The sequence below is a fragment of the Rhizobium sp. Root1220 genome, from assembly GCF_001426265.1.
Lineage (GTDB): Bacteria > Pseudomonadota > Alphaproteobacteria > Rhizobiales > Rhizobiaceae > Rhizobium.
In genome coordinates this window covers 17,731-43,829 of sequence record NZ_LMDG01000001.1, presented here as the reverse complement: position 1 = coordinate 43,829, position 26,099 = coordinate 17,731, and the positions used below count along the sequence as shown (strand labels likewise).

The following is a 26,099-nucleotide window of genomic DNA, read 5'->3' as shown; positions in this document are numbered from 1 at the left end:
TCGGCCAATAGAGGCGCATCACGAGATGGATTTTGCCACTCAGCGCCGGAAGCCCGTTTGCATCCTGTCTCTTTCGGCCGATAGGAAGTAAGCCTCGTCGCACGCCGTTTCGGCCGATGGAAAGTAAGCCTCGTCGCACGCCGTCGCCGATTTCGGGCGCGTGCTTTTCTTTGATTTTCCTGAAGAAAGCTGGTGCTGCCGAGTGGGATTGAACCACCGACCTCACCCTTACCAAGGGTGTGCTCTACCACTGAGCTACGGCAGCAAGGACCAGACGCGCAACCGAACCGGCTGCATTGCGTGAACGGGGGGGCTATTGCCACAGCTTAGGGACAAGCGCAAGCCGCAATTTCTATCTTCACGCAGATTAACGTGGCCACTTTTGGATTGGCGCGAATTCGGGTAAGCCATGCAGCATGAGCCAAGATACTGAAAAAGGCCAGCAGAGCCGCAAGGCCGAGATCGAACGCCAGGCGAAATTGCGCCGCGATCGAGCCGCCGAGAAACTTCGGGAAAATCTGTCCCGCCGCAAACAGCAGACGCGCGCGCGGCGATCCGGGCAGGCGGATGAGGCAAATGGACTGCCTGCCGCAAAAACGGACGAATCTTAATGTTCCGTCCGTGACGAATTGAAGCGCCCTCCAAATTCGTCTAAACACCCGCATCATTTTAAAAGACAGTCGTTCAGAAAGGCGGGCATAGCCCGTAAGCGCACATGGATCGTATTAGAATTGTCGGCGGCAATGAGCTTAACGGCGTCATTCCGATTTCCGGCGCCAAGAATGCCGCCCTGCCGCTGATGATCGCCTCGCTGCTGACCAGCGATACGCTGACGCTTGAAAACGTGCCGCATCTGGCCGACGTCGAGCAGCTGCTGCGCATTCTCGGCAATCATGGCGTCGATGTGTCGGTGAACGGCCGCCGCGAACGCCAGGAGGACAGCTACTCCCGCACCATCCATTTCACTTGCCGCACCATCGTCGATACGACCGCGCCTTACGAACTGGTATCGAAGATGCGCGCCTCCTTCTGGGTTATCGGCCCGCTTCTGGCGCGTGAAGGCCAGTGCCGCGTCTCGCTGCCCGGCGGTTGCGCCATCGGCACGCGCCCGGTCGATCTGTTCCTCGATGGCCTGACGGCCCTCGGCGCCAACCTCGAGATCGACGCCGGCTATATAAACGCGACGGCGCCAAAGGGCGGCCTGATCGGCGCCCGCTACACCTTCCCGAAGGTCTCGGTCGGTGCCACCCACGTCATGATGATGGCCGCAACGCTTGCCCGCGGCACGACCGTGATCGGCAATGCGGCCCGCGAACCTGAAGTCGTCGATCTCGCCAACTGCCTGATCGCCATGGGCGCCAAGATATCGGGCGCCGGCACGAGCACGATTACCATCGAGGGCGTCACGTCGCTCTCGGGCGCGCGCCACCGCGTGTTGCCTGATCGCATCGAGACCGGCACCTATGCGATGGCCGTGGCCATGGCCGGCGGTGACGTCGTGCTGGAGAATACCGACGTGGCCCTGCTCGATACGGCGCTCGAGACGCTTCGCCGTGCCGGTACCGAGATTTCTTCAACGAACAACGGCATGCGCGTCAGGCGCAACGGCGCGGGAATCAAGCCCGTAGACATTGTGACCGATCCCTTCCCCGGCTTCCCGACTGACCTGCAGGCGCAGTTCATGGCTCTGATGACGCGGTCCACCGGCATTTCGCATGTCACCGAGACCATCTTCGAAAACCGCTTCATGCACGTGCAGGAACTTGCGCGTCTTGGCGCGAAGATCTCGCTCTCCGGCCAGACGGCCAAGATCGAAGGCGTCCAGCGCTTGCGCGGCGCGCCCGTCATGGCGACCGATCTGCGCGCCTCGGTGTCGCTGGTCATCGCCGGCCTTGCGGCTGAAGGGGAGACCATTGTCTCTCGAGTCTATCATCTAGACCGCGGCTTTGAGCGTCTGGAAGAGAAGCTCACTCGCTGTGGGGCGATCGTCGAGCGCGTCAGCGAGTAACGAAAGGGCGTTTCTTCGCCCTATAGCCCGGTTGCGCATTGCGCTGTCGCGCCTTATGTCCGTTGTCAGAACGCATCGCCATTCCGGCGGTGCATCGGCGATGGGGTTTTGCCTGCATGACTGACCTGAAGCTTGTTGCGCTTGATAGCGAAGATCTTGCCGTCGTCTCCGCGCATTTGCAGGATAGTGTCTTCAAGGTCGCCGATATCGCCTGGTCGCCGCGCGATGGCCAGTTTTCCGTCGCCGCCAATCGCTTCGTCTGGGAAGAGGCGGCGAGAAAGCGCAAGGGTTTTGAACGCCGGCGCGCCGCACTGGTGTTCAAGCGGGTGCTTGCCGTTCGTTCCACCGGCATCGACCGCAAGAATCGCGATGACGTACTGTCGCTGCTTGCCATCCGCTTCGAACAGAAGGGCGAGGGGCCTGACGGCACCATCGAACTGGTGCTTTCCGGCGCCGCCACCATTGTGCTCGACGTGGAATGCATTGAAATTCAACTTGCAGATATCGGTGGTGCGTGGGAAGCCGCCTCTAGGCCACGCCACCCCGGCGCCTAGCCTGCATTAACTGAGTATAGGAAGAGGGATATCGGCGTTGGCAATCTGGCTGGATCAGGCATCGGAGGGTTTCGAGCAGCGTTTTGCCGCTTTCCTGACGACCAAGCGTGAAGTGTCCGAAGATGTGAATGTGGTCGTTCGCGCCATTATCGACGATGTGCGCGCTCGTGGCGACGTGGCATTGGCGGAATACTCGAAGAAATTCGACGGGATCGATTACGCGACGACACCCATGCGCGTGACCGAAGCGGAGATCGATGCAGCGGTCGAGGCTGTTCCCGCGGAAGTTCTTGGCGCGCTCAAGGTCGCGGCCGTCCGTATTGAATCTCACCATCGACGCCAGCTGCCGAAGGACGATATCTACGAGGACGACATGGGCGTCGGCCTCGGCTCGCGCTGGACGGCGATTGAGGCCGTCGGCCTCTACGTGCCCGGCGGCACGGCAAGCTATCCGAGTTCGGTCCTGATGAATGCCGTGCCGGCGAAAGTCGCAGGCGTCGATCGCATCGTAATCGCGGTTCCTGCGACCGGCGGTTTGGTCAACCCGGCGGTGCTCGCCGCTGCCAAGCTGGCGGGCGTAAGCGAAATCTACAGGGTCGGCGGGGCCCAGGCCATCGCAGCACTCGCCTATGGCACGGAGACGATTGCACCCGTCGCCAAGATCACTGGTCCCGGCAACGCCTATGTCGCCGCCGCGAAGAAACATGTGTTCGGCACGGTCGGCATCGACATGATCGCCGGGCCTTCGGAAGTGCTGGTTATTGCCGATCGGCACAACAATCCGGACTGGATTGCCGCCGACCTGCTGGCTCAAGCCGAGCACGACACGAGTTCACAGGCGATACTCGTTACTGACGACGCCGTATTTGCGAAGTCGGTAGAAGCTGCGGTCGAACGCCAGCTGACAACGCTGAACCGCTCGGAAACCGCGGCCGCGAGCTGGCGCGATTTCGGCGCGATCATTCTTGTGAAAAACTTCAGGGATGCCATTCCGCTGGCCAATCGCATCGCGGCCGAGCATCTCGAACTCGCCGTTGCTGATCCGGACCCATTGCTCGATGGCATTCGCAATGCTGGCGCGATCTTCATTGGTGCACATACGCCGGAGGTGATCGGCGATTATGTCGGTGGGTCGAACCACGTTCTGCCGACGGCACGTTCAGCACGCTTCTCGTCAGGCCTGTCTGTCCTCGACTTCGTGAAGCGCACCTCGATCCTGCGGCTTGGTCCCGAGCAGCTTCGCACGCTCGGCCCGGCGGCTATTGCGCTCGCGGTGTCGGAAGGGCTCGACGCCCATGCGCGATCGGTTGCGATCCGTCTCAATCTGGAAAGGTAGGACATGGCGACGGGCGACTTCCGGCTTTGCGACGTCGTCCTTGACGACACCATCGGCCGAGCGACGCCCGATGTCGAGCACGAGCGCGCGGTCGCCATCTTCGACCTTATCGAAGAAAACAGATTCGCGCCCATTGGGCATTCAGGCGGTCCGTACCGGCTGAATATTTCGCTGGTCGATGCCAAGCTGGTTTTCGGCATTACCACGGATGGAGGCGCTGCGGTTGCCACGCACATCCTGTCGCTAACTCCATTTCGCCGCATCGTGAAGGACTACTTCATGATCTGCGAAAGCTACTACGAAGCCATACGCTCCGCCTCCCCGAGCCGCATCGAGGCGATCGACATGGGACGGCGCGGCATTCACAACGAAGGCTCGCAGACGCTGAGGGATCGCCTGAACGGCAAGATCGAGGTGGATTTCGATACCGCCCGCAGGCTCTTCACATTGGTTTGCGTTCTCTACTGGCGCGGGTGAGAGTGATGGAGCTCGCGGTAGGCAGGAATGTCACAACTGGGCACGGCGCCATTCTTTTCATGTGCGGGATGAACGCCATCCGCTCGCCGATGGCCGAAGCGATCGCCCGCAGCATGTTGTCCGCCAATATCTACATACGCTCGGCAGGCGTGCGTGCCGGTGAGCGCGATCCGTTCGTCGACGTGGTGCTGGAGGAAATCGGACTTTCTCTCGGTCGCCGTCATCCGCAGACCCTCGATGAGCTCGAAGACGACTATTTCGATCTCATCATCACGCTTTCGCCGCAGGCCCACCACGCCGCCCTGGAACTCACCCGCTCCAAAGCCATCGAAGTCGTCTACTGGCCGACCATGGATCCGACCGTCGTGCAGGGAACGCGAGACCAGATTCTGCATGCCTATCGAGAGGTCCGAAACCGCCTGACCGATCTCATCGAGAGCCGGCTACTCAAGAGAAATGGTATTGCCGCGCAGTCGGCGTGAAACAAATAACGGAAACGCGATCAATTCGGTTCACAAACCGCACCCGATTGTGTAGTTTCCGCCCAAATTTTGGGGCGGCCAGCGCCGTCATCTCAACTAACAGGAAGAAAACCGTTATATGCCTAAAGAAGAAGTCCTCGAATTTCCGGGTATCGTGACCGAACTTCTGCCGAATGCGACATTCCGCGTGAAGCTCGAAAATGAACACGAAATCATTGCCCATACGGCCGGTCGCATGCGCAAGAACCGTATTCGCGTTCTGGCGGGCGACAAGGTTCTTGTGGAAATGACGCCTTACGACCTCACCAAGGGCCGTATCACCTATCGTTTCAAATAAGCTTGGCCCGAAAGCCCGCAAGGGCTTTTGCTCCCGTCTGCCGGTGGTCGAGGTTCCATGTCGCTCAAATACAAGCTCATTCTGGCTTCCGGTTCGCCCCGCCGCGTCGATCTGCTCAACCAGGCGGGTATCGAACCTTCGCGCCTGATGCCCATGGACATCGATGAGACGCCCAGGAAGTCGGAGCACCCGCGCTCGCTCGCACGACGTCTGTCGACCGAGAAGGCCGAGGCGGCCCTTGCCGCGATCAAGGGCGACGTGACGTGGAAGGGCAGCTACGTTCTGTCTGCCGATACCGTCGTCGCCGTCGGGCGCCGCATCCTCGGCAAGGCCGAATTTGCGGACGAAGCATCGGCGTCGCTCTATCTCTTGTCCGGCCGCAGCCACTGGGTTTACACTGGCGTTTGCCTCGTAACGCCGGACCGCAAGATCCGTCAGAAGATCGTCGAGACCAAGGTGCGCTTCAAGCGCCTTTCAGGTTTCGAGATCGAGAACTACCTTGCCTCCGGTCAGTGGCGCGGCAAGGCCGGCGCTTACGGCATTCAGGGGCTTGCCGGCACCTTCGTCCAGAAGATGATCGGCTCCTATACCAATGTCGTAGGCCTGCCGCTCTATGAAACCATCCTGTTGCTGACCGGCGAAGGCTTCGACGTCCATAGCCGGTGGCCAGAGGGCTGATCGCCCTGAAACCCTCTCCGAGGACCGCTAATGTCAGACCAGATGAAAACGGGTGCCAAAGTAGAGCCGTTGCGCAAGACGCGCCCATGCCCGGAATGCGCCAAGCCTTCCCACCGTGAACACTACCCTTTCTGCTCCAACCGGTGTCGTGAAATCGACCTTTCGCGATGGCTGACGGGTTCCTATGCGATCCCGGTTGCCGAAGACGAGACCAAGGCTGAATATCCGGACGAGGAGTGACCGGGTTTCCCGTACGCGAAGCCATTCAATTTGTTTAATAATCTGCAAAAACGTGCAGCCTTTCAAAAAACTCTCATTTGACGCTTGCCATGTCCGAGCAAGATGCTATAACCCCGCTCGCTTCCGGGGAAAACCAATGCCCCGCGGTTCTAAGTCAACGAGAACCGCAGTGAAGCCGGTAAGCCCAGATAGCTCAGTTGGTAGAGCAGCGGATTGAAAATCCGCGTGTCCGTGGTTCAAATCCGCGTCTGGGCACCATAAATTTCAAGAACTTAGCCGGTTTTCGATAGCGATTGTGTTGCGCCCTTGTTGCAATCCGATTCCTTTGATTTCCAACGGTTTCCACGCAAACTCGGCCAGTCCACGCGACACAAACGCAACATGCCGGGTCTCGATTTTGTAGCGGCGTTGGGGCGGAAATCGGCTATACGTCACCTGGCGTTCCTAGTGTTCATCGTTGGCTCTGGGCGCCGCAACTTTCGGGCAATGGTCACGGCGATGAGCGTTATGACGCTTACCAAATTCCTCCGGGACAACAAGGTTATGAGCGATACGCCAGGGCGCATTGCTATCACTCATGGCTTCCGCTCAAGCTTTGGGACTGGGCATCTAAAACGAACACATCTCGCGATGTTACGAAGCAGGCGCTCGCCCATCCTGTCAAAAATGCAGTCGAGGGTGCCTACCATCGTACCGACCTTATCGATCAACGGCGGGCCATGATGTTGGCGTGGGAGGCCTTCTGCCTAGGAGGGTGACGGCTGCTGTCCAGGGACATGGGATAGCATTCGAATAAGCTGCCCCTCTATCGGTTGGCCGTCGATCTGCTGGCTGGTCATTCGGCAGCCCGGACCGATGGTGCTATCTTCATCGGTGCGGTTTTCTCAGCGTGCGATAAAATAGCCAAGGCGCTTCTGGATAGCCCCGATGAAGTGCACTGCTACCGAAGATTTCCGAGACAACACCTGCCGGAAACTGCTGTCCACCGTTCGATCCCTCTAAGCAACTGGCGACGCTCGGTGGGGAAAGGAGGCAGCGCATGTGTTTACACTCCTTGCGTCTCGCAAACGCGCATGTTAGCTGCGATAGCCATTAAGTGCCGCCGTCAGAATGGGTTAAGAAGTTCATGGCAGGTCTACCACTCGGTGGCGCGTCCGAAGTGCGGTGAACAGCGCTTGGGCTTGCAAATGCGTCACCATCGCAATCGACATTCGGTTGCAGTCGCAGGAGCAAAAGTTTTAGATGGCGACCCCGGAGATTCTGTTGAGCACCAATAAGCCTACCTACATGCCTGCAGGTCACATGCGTCAACTGGATAATTCGAGCATCGTTGACAGCATATATCTGAATGAGGATGACACGGTTCGCCTCCAAGATTTATACGGACGCGTCTAATGCTAGCTATTTTGCGTCCCGTTTGGATTTACCGTGGGTTCGTGCTTGGTAGTGTTAAGCGGGAATTCCAGTCTAGATATCGCAATTCGCTGTTGGGTGCGGCGTGGATCTTTTTTCAGCCTTTGGCTCAGATACTAGTCTATACCATTGTTTTTTCTCAGATTATGCATGCAAAATTGCCTGGTGTGGCTAGTACGTTTGGATATAGCATTCATTTGTGTGCAGGAATTCTGACGTGGGGTTTGTTTGCAGAAATCACAACTCGCTCGCAGGGCATGTTTTTGGAGAACGCAAATCTCCTTAAGAAGCTGAATTTTCCGCGGCTGTGTCTGCCGGTGACGATAGTGGCGATTGGCTTGTTAAATTTCGCAATCGTCTTTGGGCTGTTCACATCTTTTTTGATCGTAACGGGCAATTTTCCAGGGCTTGTCTATGTATGTTTGGTGCCACTGATCGCGCTTTTGGTGGTCTTCGGTGCGAGCCTAGGATTGATCCTTGGTGTCCTCAATGTCTTTTTCCGAGATGTAGGACAGTTGTTCAGCATTGTTATTACGTTCTGGTTCTGGCTCACGCCAATTGTGTATCCGGTGTCGATCTTGCCAGAACGCGTGAAGGACATAATTGCGCTCAATCCAATGGTGAATCTTATTGAGGCTGTGCAGGGGGTTCTCGTCCTAGGGGAGTGGCCTCAATTCCGAGGCCTGCTCTACTTAGCGACGCTGGCAATCGTGCTATCTGCGTTTGGACTGCGACTATTTCGCAGCCGAGTAGGCGAAATGGTGGACGAACTCTAATGGCCGCTGTTTCAGTCCGCGATCTCGGCAAAGCTTACAGGCAATATACTTCTCGTTGGGCGCGTCTCGCGGAATGGTTGGATCCGCGTCATAAACCGCGCCATCACCTGCGTCAGGTCCTCAAAGACCTAAATTTTACGATTGAACCCGGGGAAGCGGTAGGCATCATCGGTGTGAACGGCGCAGGCAAGAGCACGCTGTTAAAGATGATTACTGGTACCACTCAACCGACTACTGGTAGCGTGTGTGTCACAGGTCGTGTTGCGGCACTACTGGAACTTGGCATGGGTTTTCATTCTGATTTCACTGGTCGACAGAATGTGTACATGGCCGGGCAGCTTTTAGGCCACGGTGTTGAAGAAATCGACCGGCTTATGCCCGGTATACTGGCTTTCGCAGAGATTGGTGACTATATCGACCAGCCAGTCCGCATGTACTCAAGCGGAATGCAAGTTCGCTTGGCGTTTGCGGTCGCGGTTGCGGATAGACCTGATGTGCTCATTGTCGATGAAGCACTAGCCGTCGGCGACGTTCATTTTCAACAAAAGTGCTATCATCGGATTCGCCAATATGTAGCCGATGGAACGACCCTACTGTTCGTGACGCACGGTATGTCAACAGTTCTGGAATTTTGTACGAGAGCCATCTATTTGCGCGCCGGGATGATAGCTAGCGACGGATCGCCCAAAGAAGCTGTCGATTTGTATCAGGCCGATGTATTGGTGAGGCAGCATGAAGGTGACAGCAACCCCACAATCAGTTCCGTCAATTCCTCCAACGGCAGCGCATCAGTCACTGGAAGTGCAGGCAGTATTTTAACCGATGATGCGACTTGTATGGACGCGGCGTTGGTGAACGAGAACGGCGAGAAGATATCGGTCGTTTTTAGCGAGGATAGCGTCGAGTTGGCGGTGAAATATCAGATGCACCGATATCTCGAAGATCCTCACGTCGGCTTCAAAGTTCGGGCTGCCACTGGCACGGTTATATTCGAGTCAAATACCTACTGCATGGGCCGCATCTTGGGTGTCGCGCATCCCGGTTCGCAGGTGGAGGTCCGTTTTGCATTTTCGATCGACCTTTCACCGGGTGACTACACAATAACGGTTGGGCTGTCCAATGGCAGTTTGCCAGGTGGAGCTTTTCGCGAGTTCTTAAACTATTCGCACGATGTGATTTCATTCCGGGTCTTGCCCAATCCGTCGGCCATTATCTGGGCCGGAGTTGTCAACATACACCCGGTTCCCCATTGGCAGTGGTCTGACAATCAGGTGACAGCCGGCACAACAGGTTCTAAAGACTTATGAACTCAAGACGCAATAACAACACGTCCTTCGCTCCGTCCGTCAATGAGATGGGCGTAATAGTGCGTGGGCTTTACTTGTCTTTGCTGGGGCGTGAACCAGATGCCTCCGGTCTTGCGCATTGGATTGCAAGCTGGCAGAGCGGATCTGACCTCACCGCGATCGCTAATGGATTGATGTCAAGCGATGAATACAAATCGAGGCGACTATCAGCGCCAGTAAAAATTGTGAATGAGGTGGCGACAATTAAAGCCCTGCCGGGAGTTCTAAAAAATTCTCCGGTGGTAATTGTTGACGTTGGGGCGCAGAATCTAAGCGACGAAGACCACGTCTATGCACGTCTGATAGATAAAAATATTCCCAGTCGGGTGATTGGATTTGAGCCTCTAGAACACCGCCGCAAGGAAAGACTGGAGGGCGACGAAACCGGACTTACGCTGCTGCCTGCGTTCATCGGAGATGGGCGAGAACATGTCTTCCGGCTGAATGAGCCGGATTCAACGTCATCGCTGCTTCCTTTCAATCCTGAAGTAATGGGCCGATTCCTGGAATTAGAGCCACTGCGGACTGTGAGGACAGAGACTGCGCTTACCTCCACACTGGATGAAATTCTAGCGGACGAGCCTTACGTTGACCTGCTTAAGCTCGACATCCAGGGTTTTGAACTCGAGGCTTTGAAGCATGCGAGCGAGATACTGAGGCGTACGTTGGTTGTGCATTGTGAAGTTTCATTTGTTGAGATCTACAAGGGGCAGGCCCTCTTCTCCGAAGTGGAACAATACATGCGTGCTATTGGGTTCGAGTTAGTAGACTTCTCTACGCTGTGCCGCTATCCGTTTGCAGGCACACCCTTTAGTGGTTCCCGAGACTGGTTAGGCTGGGGCGATGCCGTATTTTTTCGTCGGTTAGAGGGCGAGGCAAATTGGAGGGAAGTACTAGTGCAATCCTTGATTGCTCTGGTGGCGTACCGAAAAGCGTCGTTGGCGACCTGGCTGGCTCGGGGCCTAAAGAACACCCCGGCTGCGGATTTTATGTATTCCCTCTTGAGGGGTAGCTAAATCTTGCTCATGCCGATCTGTTCAGGCCTGCAGCTACTGGGAAACAGTCTTGCTCGGCTTTGCCGTTCACATGCTTGTTGATAGTGCCTTCATCGCCCCGCAATCGGGGGTTATTTCGCCGCTCTGTAATTGGGTCTCCGAGCCGCTATGCATGCCTCCACTGGATGTGCGCTGATTTCGGCAAAGTAAAGACCGCGATCTACTGAATGGGCATTGGAGTGAGATGCGCGTTTTACATTTCTTCAAGACATACTGGCCGGATACTTTTGGCGGAGTGGAGCGAACCATTCACGCAATCGCAAAGGGAACTGCCGGACACGGTATTCAGTCCGACGTACTCTCCTTGAGCAGGGCGCCTGAGCAAAACAGTCGCGAGTTTGACGGACATTTGGCTTACAAGGCCAAGCTCGACTTTGAATTCGCTTCGACGGGCTTTTCGCGTGAGGTCTTTGGAAAATTTCGGGCACTCATCGAAGAGGCCGACATCGTGCACTATCATTTTCCATGGCCGCTGATGGACGTTGTTCACCTCACTTCACGGCCAAAGAGGCCGGCAATCGTCACCTATCATTCAGATATCGTGAAGCAGCAAGTACTATTGCAGCTCTATAAGCCGGTCATGCACCGCTTTCTGAGCAGTGTTGACAAGATTGTGGCCACGTCTCCGAACTATGTTGCTACCAGTGACGTTTTGCAGCGCTATAAGGCCAAGATAACGGTCATTCCGCTTGGACTAGACGAGCGGGACTACCCCCGCGCCTCCGACGACCGGAAGGAACGTTGGCGAGAGCGGTTCCCGAAGCCATTTTTCCTCTTCGTGGGTGTTTTGCGCTACTACAAAGGTGTCCACACACTCCTGGAGGCTGCAAGGCAGACAACGCTTGATATAGCGTTGATCGGGGAAGGGCCAATGGAGTTGTCTCTGACAGCGTACGCGAAGGAGCACCACTTAGAAAACGTACATTTTCTCGGAGCATTGTCGGATGCGGATAAATCCGCGCTTCTCGAGTTAAGCACCGGCTTCGTCTTTCCATCCCATTTGCGTTCCGAGGCGTTTGGTCTTTCCCTTGTGGAAGCGGCGATGTTTGGGAAGCCGATGATTTCCTGCGAAATAGGAACGGGCACGAGCTACATAAATCTGGACGGTATCACGGGACTGGTGGTGCCGCCGCAGGACAGTGAAGCCCTGGCGGCTGCAATGACAAAGATCGCTGGCTCGGCGTCGGCGTGTGCCAGATATGGAGCGAATGCCCGACGACGTTACGTGGAAAATCTAAAGGCTGCGAAGATGGTGGATTTGTACCACCAGCAGTATGAACAGCTAGTCAAATAGTGTAAACGCGGCACGAAACCGAACCCGAGATCGTACTTGTGCCTCTACCTATGACCAATGAGCCGTTTCGCAGCGAACATTTGCTTTATTTCATACAGGTTGTCTTGACATCGTTGTGTCTCGCGATTCTTCTGAGGACATGGCGCTTCGATATGGGGATTCCCTTCAACTATGAAGGCGACACTATATTTGAGTTGGCGCTTGCCAAGTCGATTGCTTCCGGCGGGTGGATATGGTGGGTGTCCGATCTAGGCGCTCCGTTTGGCTTCGATGCCGCCGCATTTCCGCAGAACATCACCGCATCATCCGCCGTGATGAAGATCCTTTCAATTTTCACGTCAAATCCTGCCAGGATCCTAAATCTATATTGGTTGTTGTCTTGCGTTCTGACCTCAATCGTCTGCTGCTATAGCTTGCGACTCTTCAGTTTTAGATGGTCGGTAGTGCTTCTCGTGTCGACACTATACGCGCTGCTTCCATACGCCCTGCAGCGTAATGTCGCGCATATTAGCCTTACTTACGCGTTTGTACCGGTTATATGTGCGCATTGCCTGAGGATCATCAGCAGCAGTGAAAATGATAAGCTCAACAGGAAAAATCGAGCAATGCTTGTCGTTGCCTGTGTATTTCTTGGACTTGATTACGTATACAATGCTTTTTTTGCTTGCTTCTTTCTGGTTTGCGCTGCCGGTGTTTCTACGGTTATCAAGAGAAATTCGAAACCATCTCGATCTGCCGCTCCATTTATTGCAATAATCTGTATTTTTTCTGCGATAAACTTCGTTCCTTCTGCGGTCACGTGGATGACTAACGGCGTGCCGCCCAATATGAGTTATAAGTCCGCGGTCGAGGCAGATTACTATGGCCTAAAGATCAGGCAGGTAATCAGCCCGGTGATGCTGGAGCGACGTGCCGATAAGGCGGGTTTCCCGCTGGAAAATGAGAATCGGTTTGTGAGGCTAGGTATCGTGCTGGCTCTTGGATATCTTTTATCGATATTCTACGCGCTGTTCACAGCCCCCCCTAGCCGAAACGATATCCGATGGGCTGCAGGTGTTCTGGTGTTGCTTGGAACATTTGTTGCCACGATTGGCGGGCTCGGATCAATTTTCAACTTGCTAATCGCGCCGGATATTCGAGCGTACAATCGGATCATTGTCTTTATCGCATTTTTCTCCGCGGTCGTGCTATGCGCCCTCTTGTCCGACGTGCTTAGGTCTATAGAGAGCCAACCCGTGTTTCAAACCCGAAAGTGGGCCAGGCAGAGTGCTTCCGCTGGTCTGGTTGCCATGATTTTCCTTGCGGGCTTGATCGATCAAGGTGATGCGGCACGGCCGTTGGTAAAGCGATATAGCGCAGATAGCGCGCAAGCAATCGATGAGAAAGACCTTGTAGACAAAGTGGAACAGCGTTTTCCCAGTGTGACGCAAATATATCAGTTGCCCGAGACCCCATTCCCTCTGGACGCTGGCCAGAACAGAATGAAAGCTTATGATCACGGGCGCCCATTCGTCTGGTCTAAAGCAGTGCGCTGGAGTTGGCCCAGCTTCTCTTATAGGTCGGAGGCATGGCACGAAAGAATTGGATCCCTTTCAGATCCAGAGTTTCTGGGAAACCTTTTCGATTCGGGGTTCAATGGGCTTTGGCTTGATCGATACGGCTACGGCGAGCAGGATTTGCCGGAAATTGAGGCCTCACTTCGCCGCCAGATCGGACCTCCGAAGCTTGAGTCGAACACAAAGCGATATGCATTTTTTGATTTAAGCGAAAAACCTGGATCGCCCGCTGCCAATCAAGGTGTTTCGTCGGTCGATCGTGGGGAGCTGGCCCTGGACGCTCCTTTTCTCGGTTTTGCCTCTGGTATCTACCAAAAGGAGGCTGGCGCGGATGGGGAGTCGTTTCGATGGTCACAACGCGTTTCGCGAATACTGTTGAGCAATCCCTCTGCGACCACGCGACGCGTAACGTTTTCTGCCGGGTTTCGAAGTCTCCCCGGCGGCCAATTGCATATTCTCGGATCAGAGCTGGATACAATGGTGGACTTGCAGTCTGGAAGCGGCGATTTTTCCGTGCCTTTGGAGCTACCAGCGAAGCAAACGACAAAGCTTACATTCAGATACGTGGGTGACAGGGTGCCTGCAAACGGCGATGCGCGGGTAATGTACTTTCGGTTTGTTAATCCGACTTTAAAAGAGGACTGAACATGGATTTGAAGAACAAGAAGGTTCTGGTGACAGGGGCGGACGGGTTCATAGGCAGCCATCTTGTTGAAGCGCTGTTGCATCATGGCTGCGACGTGCGCGCGTTTGTCTTCTATAACTCATTCAACAGTTGGGGCTGGCTGGATTCGCTCCCCCAGTCCCAGCTCAAAGACCTGGATGTGTTTCCCGGCGATATTCGCGACCCAAACGGAGTCGCAACTGCGATGGCGGGATGCGACGTGATTTTCCACTTGGCGGCCTTGATCGCAATTCCATTCTCCTACCACTCGCCCGACTCCTATGTCGACACAAACATCAAGGGCACTCTCAACGTGCTCCAAGCCGCTAGAAGCCTCGAAACCGAACGCGTTTTGATCACGTCTACATCTGAGGTCTACGGCACTGCTCAGTATGCCCCGATTGATGAATCCCATCCTTTTCAGGGCCAGTCGCCCTACAGCGCAACGAAGATCGGTGCCGATCGCCTGGCGGAGTCATTTTTCAGGTCATTTGAAACGCCGGTGACAGTAGTTCGACCTTTCAATACCTACGGACCGCGGCAGTCGGCAAGAGCTGTCATCCCTACAGTGATCACGCAGCTCTTGCTTGGAGCGTCCGAAGTAAAATTGGGCAGCCTCTCGCCGACGCGTGATTTCAACTACGTAAAGGATACGGTTGCGGGATTCCTCGCGCTTGCTGAATGCGAGGAGGCAATTGGTAGGGAAGTAAATATTGCAACAGGGACGGAAGTATCTGTTGGAGAAATTGCGCGAACTCTTGTCGCACAAATCAATCCGGATGCCACAATCGCCACCGACGAAGAGCGTCTGCGGCCCGAAGCGTCAGAGGTGTTTCGACTTATCGGAGACAACCGTCTTATCAAGAGCCTTACGGCGTGGGAGGCTTCTTACGACATTGAAGCTGGACTACGCGATACGGTCGAATGGTTTAAGATGCCGGAAAATCTGAACCGCTACAAGGCTTGGCTCTATAATGTTTGAGACGAGGGAGATGTAAACGATGAGGGCCATCATACTTGCAGGCGGTAAGGGGACGAGGTTGAGGCCCTACACCACCTTAATACCTAAACCGTTGGTGCCACTGGGCGGAAAATTCTCGATTCTCGAGATCATTATCATGCAGCTTAGCAGCTCCGGATTTACTCACATCACGTTAGCGGTGAACCACCTTTCACACCTCATCATGGCGTATTTCGGGGACGGTGCACGTTGGGGTGTAAAACTAGACTATTCGATTGAGGAGAGTGAACTTAGTACAATCGGTCCTTTGACGCTGATTAGGGACCTTCCCGAGAACTTCTTAGTCATGAACGGGGATATCCTGTCGGACTTGCCGTATCATGAGTTCCTGCAGGAGCACGTGAAGGCGGGTAGTGAGGTTTCAGTTGCTGCCTACCGTCGTGACGTCAAGATTGATTTTGGAGTACTGAAGCACGTTGAAGGAAAACTGGTTTCGTTCGAGGAGAAGCCGACATTCCATTTCGATGTGAGCATGGGAATCTATTGCCTTAGTCGGCAGATGGTGGAGCGCCTTGAGAAAGGGCGGACATACGGTTTTGACAATTTGATGTTGGATGGATTAGCCACCGATAGTCCAGCGACGATCAGGCCATTTTCCGGATACTGGCTGGATATTGGCAGGCCGGATGATTATCAGTACGCTGATGAGAATTTTGACACACTTGCGGGGAAGCTGGGGATAAACCTGCCTTGAGTAGAGTGCTGATCACAGGCGGTTGGGGCGCACTCGGCCGTTCATTGGCAATACAACTTCGATCCGTCGGCCATCACGTTGTTCAAGCCGGGCGGTCAAATGTTGACGCCCCTGACTCCGTATGCATCGACGTCTGCAATTATGCCGATCTGTCCGGAGCGCTGAGATCTCTCAGGCCGGAGATTGTCGTGCACTTGTCGGCCGTGTTTTCCGACGATTTTGCGCTGGCGCTCGCCACGAATGTCATAGGCGCAAAGAACCTGCTCGCGGCGCTCGAGGAAAACCATCTTGACGCCCGGGTTCTGTTGGCTGGATCCGCTGCAGAATATGGGATCGTCCATCCTGAGGAAAACCCGATCTCGGTCGCGCAAGTACTGCGTCCGGTGTCAATCTATGGGGTCACCAAGTCCTGGCAGACGCAGTGGGGAGTCCACAGTGCGCACAAGGGGCAGGATGTCGTTGTTGCGCGGATATTTAATCTCGTTGGTATTGGCATGTCCGAGCGGCTGTTTGTGGGTCGCGTCTATAAGCAGCTCAAACAATTGGACGCTGGAAGTTGCGACAGGATCGAGACAGGGCCTTTGGCGGCGGTCAGAGATTACATATCGCTCTCGGGAGCCGGAGAGCAGTTGATGGCCATCATAAAGGCCGGGAAATCTGGCTCGATCTACAATGTTGCAAGCGGAAAACCAGTTTCGATGAGAGAACTGCTTCAAGGGATGCTTAAAGAGCGGGGCCTAGGAATGGACATTGTCGTCGAGGGAGCACTACCTCACGGGCGGAGCGGCTTTGACGTACCCGTCATCTACGCGGACGTTGAACATACGATCGCCCTTATGGGTGCTAAGTAATGTCCCCGATCAAGCTCAACGTGGTTTGTCCTGTGTTTAACGAAGCTGATGTCATCGAACAGTTTCACGGCCGGCTAAGTGGTGTCCTTAAAAAATGTCCTGAACTAGATTTCAAGGTGGTCTATGTAGTCGATAGATGTACGGACAATACGCTTGAGATTCTGAGAGAGATTGCCTCGCGAGATAGTGCAGTGGTAGTCCTTGCATTAAGCGCCCGTTTTGGCCACCAGATGTCGCTTCTCGCGGGAATCGAGCATTCCGTCAACGCTGACGCCGTGATTATGATGGATAGTGATTTGCAGCACCCGCCGGAGTTGATTCCAGAGCTCGTGCAGCACTTCAGCGAGGGCGCCGACGTCGTTTTCACCGTCCGCAAAGATACGCTCGATATCGGGGCAGGTCGAAAATTCCTGGGGAATCTGTTTTACGACACTCTGAATCGAATTTCTGACGTGCCGATCAATCCCAATTCGGCCGACTTCAGGTTGATCTCCCAACGAGTCGCTACCACGCTGGTGGCAGAATTTCCAGAACGCAACATGTTCTTGCGAGGACTCTTTACCTGGATGGGCTACCGCCAGGTAGGCGTTGAGTTCACTGCGGCACCGAGAGCCTCCGGCCAATCGAAATACTCGATCTCACAAATGGTTCGCTTAGCCTCGAGTGGGATCCTTTCGTCTAGTACCAAGCCTCTGCAAACTGGAATTGTTGTGGGTGCAGCGTTTGGCATTGTTGCCCTGGTGTTGATGTGCACCGCCATAGTCAATTTCTTCATAGACCGCTCGTTACCGAGTGGGTGGACGAGCATGGTAACGCTACTGCTGCTGTTCAGCGCAGTTCAGCTGACAGTTCTAGGTGTGATCGGGCTATACATCGGCGGCATATATAATGAAGTAAAGGCTAGGCCGAAATACATTATTGATGAGGAGATATCGTCGCATGAGTGAAAAAGTCGATTTTGACAAATACACCGATAACTACAACGATCTTCTCCGAGATAGTACGGGCTTCTTTACGAGTAATGAGAACTATTTTGCCGAATACAAAGTCAGGTTGGCGCGTAGGAAGGTTAAGCATCAAGTTAAAAGAATACTCGAGTACGGCTGCGGAATTGGCAGAAATATTCCGTTTCTAGAGTCGATGTTTCCTGGAGCAGAAGTATTTGGGACCGATATCTCGGCCGCTGGTTTGGAGCTGGCGGCGGCAGAAAACAAGACTGCCACTTTTGCGTTGGAAAGTCCCGGACTGGAAATCGGGCAGTTCGATCTGATCTTCGTTGCCGGCGTATTCCACCATATTGCACCCGTCGAGCGTCCAGCTGTCTGCCAATTGCTAAGCAACAGACTAGTGCGTTCCGGAACGATGACAGTCTTCGAGCACAACCCATACAATCCGATCACGCGCTCAATCGTCAATACGTGCCCATTCGATGCTGATGCGGTTCTTCTCCGCCCTTCGGAACTGGCGAAGCGATTCAGCCAAGTTAATATGACGGTTACCGACCGGTCATTTTGCCTGTTCGTTCCGCCAAGGCTTTCCTCGCTCGTCAGGTTAGAAGACCACCTTGGGTGGCTACCTCTCGGGGGGCAATACTGCAGTGTGGTGCGGCACGCAAAATGAATCAATTTCTTCGATACATATGTGTGGGCGTGATCAATTCGCTCTTAGGATATGCTGTCATATTTGCGTGTATGTATCTTCTTTCGATCGATGCAGTTGCAAGCAACTTTATTGGTTATGGATTTGGTATTGTCGTATCGTTTGTTCTAAACAAATGGTTTACCTTTAAGACAGAGTCGAGGAATATTTCCGAGCCATTCAAATTCGCCTTGGTATTCTTTTTGGCGTATGCAGCAAACCTTGTAGTATTGATTGCGCTTATCGACGTTTTCCACGTCAATAAAGGTTTCGCTCAGCTCCCCGCTGGAGCCATATATATTGCGTTATCTTATCTTTTGAATAAGCACTTTGTATTCTCTAATTCGCAATGAGCCGGCATTTTGCTGCGGCAGAGATTTGTGCAGAGTTCTCCACGAGTTGGGACCCAGCGGCTGCTTGTTTCGTTGCCAGTACCTTAGCAGTCTCTACTCGGAAAAGTGTTCCATGCGCGCAGCTTTGGAGCGTGACCGATGTTTTGCCCCGTTGTCATCGCCGCACCGCCTGTGATTGCCTCTTTCCCTGGACAAACGAAGGAGAACTTCTCCATGGCGAGTACATTGGAGATTTTCACGACCAGGAAGTCTGGGCGTGAGGTTCCTCGGGAATGGCCGGATAATGTGAAAGGGCAGCTCGTTTCAGAGAGCTTGCGACCCGGCGTGATGGTAGGTGACGTGCCGGAGCGCTATAGATTGAAGGCGATGCGCGGCGTAAGCTTGTCGAGATCACCCGCACTGGCTCAGCGCTGGTTGCTGAAGACGGCGTGAAGCGGATCAGTGAACTCTATCGCATCGAAGCTGAGTTGCGTGGTCTCTCCCCATAAGCCCGCCTGGCTGGAAGGCAGAAACGATCAGCACCGTTGATCTCCTACATGCCTAGCTTGCTGACGGAGCATCGTGCCCGCGTCGGGAATTCCGCCCTGGCGTGAGCGGCACCCGGCTTACTTTGAAGCGATAGGACGACTCGACCATCTTCGAGCCGTCACAAATACATGCCGTCCTGCTCAGGAAGTGAGCAGAGGCCAATAGCTCCAACTACAATCTTGGATTGCGCCAAGCTTGCACGCCGTCGACAGAAATCTGAGGCCTGCCGTCCAGAATGGTTATTATGGCAGCCCTGTCCATTTCCAGCTGCCACCCCGCATTGCGTAGTATGGCCATCAGCCTACCCTCAATTTCCCGAGAGTGAGTGCCGACTAAAATGTACCGCACGAGAGAATTGAGATCGACCAGTGTGGATTGCACGAAGTCCGCTTCGCCACCCTGAATATCGATGTGAAGTAGGTCAACCGGCCGGCCGTGGGCAATGCTGGAAAGTGCGAACGATGGCAAGTCGATATAGCCGCCTGTTGCCGCGGCCTCTGTTCGTTGTGCCTCTGTGGCGTTCAAAAGTGGCTCTGACCCCCACGTCGCGCCTGCGCGTTCGACTGCGGGGAACAAAGCTCTCCCATCGGCCGGCGCCGCGATCCCATGAATTATCCGATATTCCGTATTGGAGAAGCCATTGTCGGCCATGGCCCGGTGAGCAAACTCGACATGTCCAGCGTCTCCTTCGACACCAATAAGCTCCACGTCACGTCCAGAGTTGCGAGCAGCGACACCAGTATTATTCAACCAGCAGCCCCAACCGCACCCTAGTTCAATTATCCTGAATTTCTCTTGCGATAGATCAACCGCGCGCAAAGCCGCGGCCCATTCTGCAATATCGGCGTGCCAGTTAGCGGGGATAGGAATCTCCTCAATCTGTCCTGCTCTTCCATCAAGGATCCCTGGAAAAAAATCCGGAGAAATCTTAACTCCAAGGAAATTTGTCAAATGGTCCGGTGACGGCGTAAGTGATTTGGCTGCATGGCGCTGCATCACTTCAATTGCATCGAATGAACTTACGTAGTTGAAAAACGGGCTTCCTTTCTCACCACTAACGTTCAACCTGCTTAGCAAAGAATTTCTGTGCTCCCATAGCCTCTTTATTGGTGGAATATGGAGTGCAAGTTTTCTTAGCATCGGTGTTCCTCTTTCGCTTGGCAGCTATTTGCGTTCTAGTAGCGTAAACAGTGTGTAATAGATGTCCGCCAGTTCAACTGACCGCAATATGCAGTTGAATGAGCGCTCGGACGTTTGTCAGCTCGGGAGCAGGCAAACCTAGTAAAAATGACTTCGCTCGGTCTCTTAACGCCGCTGCCATTTGGGGCGCGAGGCGGAGCATCGCGTCGATAGCCTTATTCCGACCTAAGCTGAAGGCGCTTATGCATTGCTTTTTCAAATATGACTTCGAGTGCTTGAGCGCTTTTTTTCCAGTCGAAGCGGGATGCATTTGGCCTTGCCTGTTCAACAAGACGAGCATAGAGGTCCTCATTGCTTGTTAAGTCTTCCAGGCCATTGCGAATGGATTGCACACTGTTGGGATCGATCAAGATGCCTGCCTTACCTGCGACCTCAGGCATCGATGACGAATTCGACGTTAGCACCGGAATGCCCATTGCATTTGCTTCTATAATTGGAAAGCCGAAGCCTTCGTAGAGAGAAGGCATCGCGAGAAATCGTGCGTGAGTGTATAAAAACGATAGGTCAGTGTCGCTGACATAGCCGGTAAGGCGCACAAACGGTTCGATCCGCAAATCGCGTATATATCCTGTCAGATCCCGCAATCTCCAACCTTGCCCTCCGGCTAGCACAAGCAGGTATTGCCGCCGTGTGGACTCTGGGAGAGAGGCATAAGCCTTTAGCAGCCGAAGCAAGTTCTTGCGAGGCTCAAGAGTTCCGACAAATAGGATGTAGCGATCTGCGATGCCCAGCCGTGTGAGACCATCCGTGGTCGTAATTCCCTTGATGGTCGTCAGACCAGGGTGAACGACGCTAAGTTTTTTGCCGATTGCAGGAAACTCGTTGGTTAGTGCTCTAGCTGTAGCAGTAGAGTCGGCGACGATCTCATCGGCGATTAAGACACCCGGCTTCATCAGCAAGCGATCGGCCATCCAAGTTTGCCATCGCATGGTCGATGCCATGTTCCGCCACACCATATCGTGTATCGTTATCACTCGTGCGATACGGGGATCGAGAAATAGAGGCAGTCGATGAGCCGGCCCCCAAAATACATCGAGGTCATCCTCTGCTGCGAGGCGTGGCAGTTCCCCTTGTGCCCAGATCATGCGCCTCATGCTGCTCGACGCATGGGCGACGCGCACTTTCGCCGCGGGTAACTCCGCTGGGTCGCCATAGGGTCTTTGTGGGAGATAGAAGTACAACTCATGCCCCAGCTGGGCGAGGTGACGGCTCATCTCCAGAACATACCGCCCAATTCCAGTCATGCTGGTAGTGAGATTGCGCGCATCTACACCAATTCTCATGGCTATTCAGAATTCCTGTTTTCTAGTTGCTTCACAGCGGAACTCGCAACTCGCCGCCTAACCAACCCACTGATTTCTGAAACAGACCAATATCTGCAAATTTGCCATTCTTCCTTGTGAAGTCAGCCGGGATTGGGATTGATAGGTACAGACTGCTTCCAGGCGGAAGTACAAAGGGCATAGAGAGGTGGGGGCTCTCGGACACTATGATTTGATCGCTGCCTGTTACTATCCGATAGCCTGCCATGATCGCAAATGCGCCACCACGCTCGCCCACGCTGGACCATAGCGTACCGGAGAGATTTGTAATCCTTACTACATACTTCAGGAGGTGGCCGTCATCGGTGGTGATTGGTCCCTCAATGAGTTCGATTTTGCACCGAGCTTCGTTCGGAGAGAGGGCTGCCTTCATTTTTGTCTCGCCGATATCGCTTATTGGGACATAGGCCCTTTCAGACTTCGGCCGATATACTTGATACCAATTCTCTGACAGCACCGTCCTCTGAAGCTCTTCGGCGCTCTCCTTCCAACTGATCCAACTACCTTGTGAAGTATTGGTCCGCTTCGCGCCTACATCAAGGAAAGAACGGATCGCATTGGCAAGTGACTCAGGCGAACCGACGGTAAAAAAGCTGCAGTTTTGGCCACGTTCTGTGACCTCGCGGAAGACTGGAATATCACTCGCAATTACCGATTTCCCAAAATGCTGTGCTTCGACGATGGGAAGTCCAAAACCTTCTGCATAGGAGGCTGCTATCAATGCATCGCTACTCGCATAGGTTTCCTGGAGTTCCTCATCGGAAATGCCATTGAACCAAAGCAGGCGGTTTCCGTATTCGGTATGATTTTGGATGCGCTTAACAATATTGTCCACGCCCCATCCAGGCCTTCCGACGATACCCAATTTGACGTCTAGACCGGCATTCCACAAACTATCAAACGCATCCAAAGCTACCTGGTGTCCCTTGCGAGGCTCCAACGTGCCAACCATAAGAAAGGTCGGCGTAAGGTTTGTGCCACTTGGAGTGGCTGTTGTGCCTGATGCTGGCTCTGCAAAATCGGCACCAAGATGCCAATATCCGACCCTTAGCTCTCTAGGAAATTGGATTGCGTGTAAGATAGCAATCAACTCATCTGCGACTGCTTTTGATATACACACAAATGCTGTCGAATATTGTAGTGCCTTCTGGAACCACGCCGAAAAGAAGGGTGGCATTCCCGCATGGCACATGGCGGGATACATGAGTGGGACGGTGTCGTAGAGGCACGAGATAATAGCTGCTCCTCTCAATCGAGCGGATCTTAACCTTTTATACTCGGATTGATGGATATCCCAGGAACTGTCGAGCATCAAAATGCGATCACTCGAAGAAAACTCCAACGGTACATCAGATCTGAAAACCTCAGATGTCTTTTTCTCCAGTGTACGATCAACAGGAAACCAACCGATCTTTGGATCGCACGACGCAATCAAACACTCCGTACCGTCTCCAACGATATTTTTTTCTCTACCAATGTTGGCACAGATATTTTTGACAACACGCTGAATTCCCGTTTTGTGGTCCACGTTATATGTGGCCGTGGCGTCGATAATCAGCCGAGGTTCCGTCTCCACGACCGTCTCGGAGCGCGCAAGAGCTTCCGCTATTAGATCTTTCGGAAGGGACAAGGTTCTGACACTTTGCAAGACAGACCTTGTGATCTCGGCTGTTCTATCCGAGGTAGTGATCAACGGCGCACTGCGTGTTGCATTTCTCAGTGCGTCAACAGCAATCATTGCCGATTTTGACCAACTAAATTCCGATGCTCTAGTTCGATGGCGCTCAGCTGACTTTTTTGCCTCTTCGGGATTGCTAAGAGCGTGTACCATCGCTCTTGAGATGTCTTTGATGTCCATAGGATCGAAAAGGAAGTCCTTGTCCTCGACGATTTCTGGCAGTGCTCCAGCATTTGACGCGATAACGGGCACGCCACATGTTATGGCCTCAAGGGCTGTCAGACCGAAACCCTCAGACAATGAGGGTTGTATCACCAGATCCGCGCTTTCATAAAGCGAAACTAGGTCCCTATCCGACACATGGCCAACGGTGACTAGGTCTTCCTCGGGCAAGCCCAGCTTCTTCCATTTTGCTTTAAGTTCCATTTGGGCCGAGCTTGGGCTATCTCCTGCTAAAATAAAGCTGAATTTCTCACGGAGCTCGTTGGGAAGTTGCGCGAATGCGACAATTGCGGAGGGCACATTCTTTCGCCAGTCTAACCCACCGACGTAAAGGACAGACCGTTTGCGGGCGGAGCTGATTTCTTCTCGGTCGTTTTCGAGTGCCTTCGCAAAGCTTTTGGAGACGCCAGCTAGGATGTTTACCGATCGGGGGTTGCAAGATAGTTTTACGCACTCGGATCGAGAGAACTCTGAAATGCACAAGTTTAAATCGTATTTGGAGTACTGAAGCAGCCTACGATTGTAAAATGCGCGAGCTCTCGCGGAGCGTAAGTACTTTTTAGGGTAACGATATGGGATTGCATCATAGAATATAGATGCTACTGGAATTTCAGAGATATCGTTGGGAGCAAGCGGAACGGCCTTATTCGTGTCGCCTTCAAAGGGACTAGCTGAGAGCGCAATGTCGGGCTGGAGGCAAGCGACGTGGTAGGCCAAGGCAATTTCACTCAGGCGTCGGCTGTCAGTAAGGCCGCGAATTGCCTCGCCGCCTTCCGCGAGTCCGTTCCACATGTAGATGTTGGCCGGCTTAACCCATTTAGCTATGTAATCCCGCGCTGATAAAGCTTCATTCGGCAAAGCTGCGTTAAAAGAAACCAGAACTTCCACGTCTGCGAAGTTCTCAATAATCCCAATGAGCAATTCCTGGACGTAACGTCCGATCCCTCGAAACTTGCTTGGGGTCTGGAAACATTGACCGTCTACCCATAGTCGCATGTATTCTCTTCTTTCGTTTGTGAATTCTAGGGATCAAGCAGTTTCGCCCAACGCGCGGTCGCACCTTTGGGCGCGCTAATTTGCCACCCTTTCTCGTTTTCCCCCTCTGGGCCGGAAGCGCTTCCGTACCCGCGTGATGCCGCGAAGATTTCTATTCTTGCCCTCATTCCCGGCAAATAGTTCAAGACGAGGAGTGCCAGACTCTTGAGTTTGTGATTTCTTGAAATCGTCTCAACTGCCCGCTCAGCCAAGCTTCGGACGAGTTTTCGTGGAAAAGCTTTGGTGGAAGCCACCCACAAATTCATCTCTCGAAGCGGTCGGGTTAGACGCCACGACAAGCTTCTTTCCATACGATGTAGTTGATGTCCTAACTGATGCAGTTGATCCAGCATTGCCGCTTCACTTGCTTCCAGGAGTTTTCTGGCTGCTTTCTCTTCGTTAATGCGACTGATGGAGAGCGACCGCACAAGGGCCGTATACGGCGTCCGTTCCGCAAGAACGAAGGCATCGAAGACATTTGGGCCAGCACCAAAAAAATGAACAAGCTCTGGGTGCTTATCGCTAACGTAGAATCGGCTCAATCCATCAAAATAGACAAATCGGTAGCCCTTCCCCAGCAAAGTGGGTTCCCATGTCTCGAAGACCTCTTCCTGTGAGTTGGGCGCAGTGCTCTCTACCACGACCACCCAAGGTCTTGCTTCGGACGGCGTCCAACTTTGGATTACAGATGCCTCCATGCCCTCAACATCGATCTTGAGCCAATGGATCTCTCTAAGGCCAGCTTGGTTTAGCAGCGTTGAGAGGGGCATGAGCGGAACGTTGGTCTCCGTCACCACGTGCCCAACTGCTTGATGTTTCATGGCAATGGCATGGTCGCTGGTGCTGAGGCCTGTTTGCGGTATTTCAAAGAAGCGGATATGGCCATCGCCATCACCGATCGCTGCCTGGACGACCGTTTCGTCAGGCCGATCCTGGCGCACTTTCTCAGCATAATAAGTCGTAGCTTCTGCGTGAATGCCGCGCCAGCCATTTTCATAGAATGCCCGGCTGACGGATTCGACAACGGGATCCTGGGCGCCGACATCAATATAGAAGCCGTTCTCAATATGCTTTAAGGCGCGCCAAAGGATGACGTCCTCGAAATTTTGTGCGTAGGAAGTAAACATGCTTAGTGGTGCCTTGAAATGTTGAGCTTGGCATCGGGCCATGGAAGATAACCGAACGGAAACGAAATCCTGTTCAACAGTGCGTCTGTTTGAGGTGAACGCCTGTGATTCGCGTCAGAGTCTCCATGTAGAAGCCTCGATGGGGAGCGAACCAGTCGCCCATGCAGTTTCCCCTTTATGGAGGAAAGTATGAAGTGTCTGTATCTCCAGGTAC

At 53.8% G+C, this 26,099-nt stretch carries 24 protein-coding genes, 2 tRNA genes and 1 pseudogene; 22 read left to right on the top strand and 5 right to left on the bottom strand.

Annotated features, from left to right (window positions below; genetic code table 11):
* Positions 1-190 precede the first annotated feature (190 nt).
* Positions 191-265: transfer RNA gene (locus ASC90_RS00220), tRNA-Thr, on the bottom strand.
* A gap of 151 nt (positions 266-416) precedes the next feature.
* On the opposite strand from ASC90_RS00220, the gene ASC90_RS00215 reads away from it, so the two are divergent.
* The 22 genes and pseudogenes from ASC90_RS00215 to ASC90_RS27570 form a co-directional block, all read left to right on the top strand.
* Complete coding sequence (locus tag ASC90_RS00215) at positions 417-611, top strand: hypothetical protein (RefSeq protein WP_056534082.1); 195 nt, start codon at positions 417-419, stop codon at positions 609-611.
* Positions 612-715: 104 nt separating this feature from the next.
* The gene (murA, locus tag ASC90_RS00210) at positions 716-2,008 is read left to right on the top strand and encodes a UDP-N-acetylglucosamine 1-carboxyvinyltransferase (RefSeq protein WP_056534079.1); all 1,293 of its coding nucleotides are present in this window, start codon (positions 716-718) and stop codon (positions 2,006-2,008) included.
* Between the two features lie 116 nt (positions 2,009-2,124).
* Positions 2,125-2,562, top strand: a complete 438-nt coding sequence (locus ASC90_RS00205) for a DUF2948 family protein (RefSeq protein WP_056534076.1) — start codon at positions 2,125-2,127, stop codon at positions 2,560-2,562.
* A 37-nt stretch (positions 2,563-2,599) separates the two neighbouring features.
* Positions 2,600-3,898 (top strand): histidinol dehydrogenase, encoded by a 1,299-nt coding sequence (gene hisD / locus ASC90_RS00200; protein WP_056534073.1) that lies wholly within the window; start codon positions 2,600-2,602, stop codon positions 3,896-3,898.
* 3 nt (positions 3,899-3,901) lie between these two features.
* Positions 3,902-4,375 (top strand): UPF0262 family protein, encoded by a 474-nt coding sequence (locus ASC90_RS00195; protein WP_056534070.1) that lies wholly within the window; start codon positions 3,902-3,904, stop codon positions 4,373-4,375.
* A gap of 5 nt (positions 4,376-4,380) precedes the next feature.
* The gene (locus ASC90_RS00190) at positions 4,381-4,857 is read left to right on the top strand and encodes a low molecular weight phosphatase family protein (RefSeq protein WP_056534067.1); all 477 of its coding nucleotides are present in this window, start codon (positions 4,381-4,383) and stop codon (positions 4,855-4,857) included.
* Between the two features lie 118 nt (positions 4,858-4,975).
* The gene (infA, locus tag ASC90_RS00185) at positions 4,976-5,194 is read left to right on the top strand and encodes a translation initiation factor IF-1 (protein ID WP_003545338.1); all 219 of its coding nucleotides are present in this window, start codon (positions 4,976-4,978) and stop codon (positions 5,192-5,194) included.
* A 57-nt stretch (positions 5,195-5,251) separates the two neighbouring features.
* A complete protein-coding gene (locus tag ASC90_RS00180) occupies positions 5,252-5,872 on the top strand; it encodes a Maf-like protein (RefSeq protein WP_056534064.1) in 621 nt (206 codons plus the stop codon).
* A gap of 30 nt (positions 5,873-5,902) precedes the next feature.
* On the top strand, positions 5,903-6,112 hold the full coding sequence (gene yacG / locus ASC90_RS00175) for a DNA gyrase inhibitor YacG (RefSeq protein ID WP_056534062.1): 210 nt from the start codon (positions 5,903-5,905) through the stop codon (positions 6,110-6,112).
* A 182-nt stretch (positions 6,113-6,294) separates the two neighbouring features.
* Positions 6,295-6,370: transfer RNA gene (locus ASC90_RS00170), tRNA-Phe, on the top strand.
* Between the two features lie 1,136 nt (positions 6,371-7,506).
* On the top strand, positions 7,507-8,301 hold the full coding sequence (locus ASC90_RS00160; protein ID WP_056534057.1) for an ABC transporter permease: 795 nt from the start codon (positions 7,507-7,509) through the stop codon (positions 8,299-8,301).
* Positions 8,301-9,608: an ABC transporter ATP-binding protein gene (locus tag ASC90_RS00155; RefSeq protein ID WP_082519766.1), complete on the top strand. Its 1,308-nt coding sequence runs from the start codon at positions 8,301-8,303 to the stop codon at positions 9,606-9,608. Before ASC90_RS00160 ends, ASC90_RS00155 begins: the two co-directional genes overlap by 1 nt.
* Complete coding sequence (locus tag ASC90_RS00150; protein ID WP_200950823.1) at positions 9,605-10,663, top strand: FkbM family methyltransferase; 1,059 nt, start codon at positions 9,605-9,607, stop codon at positions 10,661-10,663. The genes ASC90_RS00155 and ASC90_RS00150 overlap by 4 nt, the downstream gene beginning before the upstream one ends.
* A 223-nt stretch (positions 10,664-10,886) precedes the next feature.
* A complete protein-coding gene (locus ASC90_RS00145) occupies positions 10,887-11,996 on the top strand; it encodes a glycosyltransferase family 4 protein (protein ID WP_056534054.1) in 1,110 nt (369 codons plus the stop codon).
* 152 nt (positions 11,997-12,148) lie between these two features.
* The gene (locus ASC90_RS00140; RefSeq protein ID WP_156392810.1) at positions 12,149-14,197 is read left to right on the top strand and encodes a hypothetical protein; all 2,049 of its coding nucleotides are present in this window, start codon (positions 12,149-12,151) and stop codon (positions 14,195-14,197) included.
* A 2-nt stretch (positions 14,198-14,199) separates the two neighbouring features.
* Positions 14,200-15,198 (top strand): NAD-dependent 4,6-dehydratase LegB, encoded by a 999-nt coding sequence (locus ASC90_RS00135; protein WP_056534050.1) that lies wholly within the window; start codon positions 14,200-14,202, stop codon positions 15,196-15,198.
* Between the two features lie 19 nt (positions 15,199-15,217).
* The gene (locus tag ASC90_RS00130) at positions 15,218-15,931 is read left to right on the top strand and encodes a sugar phosphate nucleotidyltransferase (protein WP_056534048.1); all 714 of its coding nucleotides are present in this window, start codon (positions 15,218-15,220) and stop codon (positions 15,929-15,931) included.
* 5 nt (positions 15,932-15,936) lie between these two features.
* Positions 15,937-16,782, top strand: a complete 846-nt coding sequence (locus ASC90_RS00125; protein WP_244480281.1) for an NAD-dependent epimerase/dehydratase family protein — start codon at positions 15,937-15,939, stop codon at positions 16,780-16,782.
* Positions 16,782-17,729 carry a glycosyltransferase family 2 protein gene (locus ASC90_RS00120; RefSeq protein ID WP_056534044.1) on the top strand — a complete coding sequence of 316 codons (948 nt, stop codon included), beginning with the start codon at positions 16,782-16,784 and terminating at the stop codon, positions 17,727-17,729. The genes ASC90_RS00125 and ASC90_RS00120 overlap by 1 nt, the downstream gene beginning before the upstream one ends.
* A complete protein-coding gene (locus ASC90_RS00115; protein WP_056534040.1) occupies positions 17,722-18,402 on the top strand; it encodes a class I SAM-dependent methyltransferase in 681 nt (226 codons plus the stop codon). The genes ASC90_RS00120 and ASC90_RS00115 overlap by 8 nt, the downstream gene beginning before the upstream one ends.
* 584 nt (positions 18,403-18,986) lie before the next feature.
* The gene (locus ASC90_RS00105; RefSeq protein ID WP_156392809.1) at positions 18,987-19,205 is read left to right on the top strand and encodes a hypothetical protein; all 219 of its coding nucleotides are present in this window, start codon (positions 18,987-18,989) and stop codon (positions 19,203-19,205) included.
* Positions 19,142-19,360: pseudogene (locus ASC90_RS27570) on the top strand (transposase); the annotation flags it as partial. The gene ASC90_RS00105 and the pseudogene ASC90_RS27570, both read left to right, overlap by 64 nt.
* A 112-nt stretch (positions 19,361-19,472) precedes the next feature.
* Here ASC90_RS27570 and ASC90_RS00100 read toward each other — a convergent pair.
* The 4 genes from ASC90_RS00100 to ASC90_RS00085 form a co-directional block, all read right to left on the bottom strand.
* On the bottom strand, positions 19,473-20,441 hold the full coding sequence (locus ASC90_RS00100) for an FkbM family methyltransferase (RefSeq protein ID WP_056534032.1): 969 nt from the start codon (positions 20,439-20,441) through the stop codon (positions 19,473-19,475).
* Positions 20,442-20,656: 215 nt separating this feature from the next.
* Entirely contained in the window at positions 20,657-21,784 is a 1,128-nt protein-coding gene (locus ASC90_RS00095) for a glycosyltransferase family 1 protein (protein WP_056534026.1), read from the bottom strand.
* 31 nt (positions 21,785-21,815) lie between these two features.
* A complete protein-coding gene (locus tag ASC90_RS00090; RefSeq protein ID WP_056534023.1) occupies positions 21,816-24,719 on the bottom strand; it encodes a glycosyltransferase family 1 protein in 2,904 nt (967 codons plus the stop codon).
* 26 nt (positions 24,720-24,745) lie between these two features.
* Positions 24,746-25,885, bottom strand: coding sequence for an FkbM family methyltransferase (locus ASC90_RS00085; RefSeq protein WP_162246950.1), 1,140 nt, complete (start codon positions 25,883-25,885; stop codon positions 24,746-24,748).
* Positions 25,886-26,099: the final 214 nt, after the last annotated feature.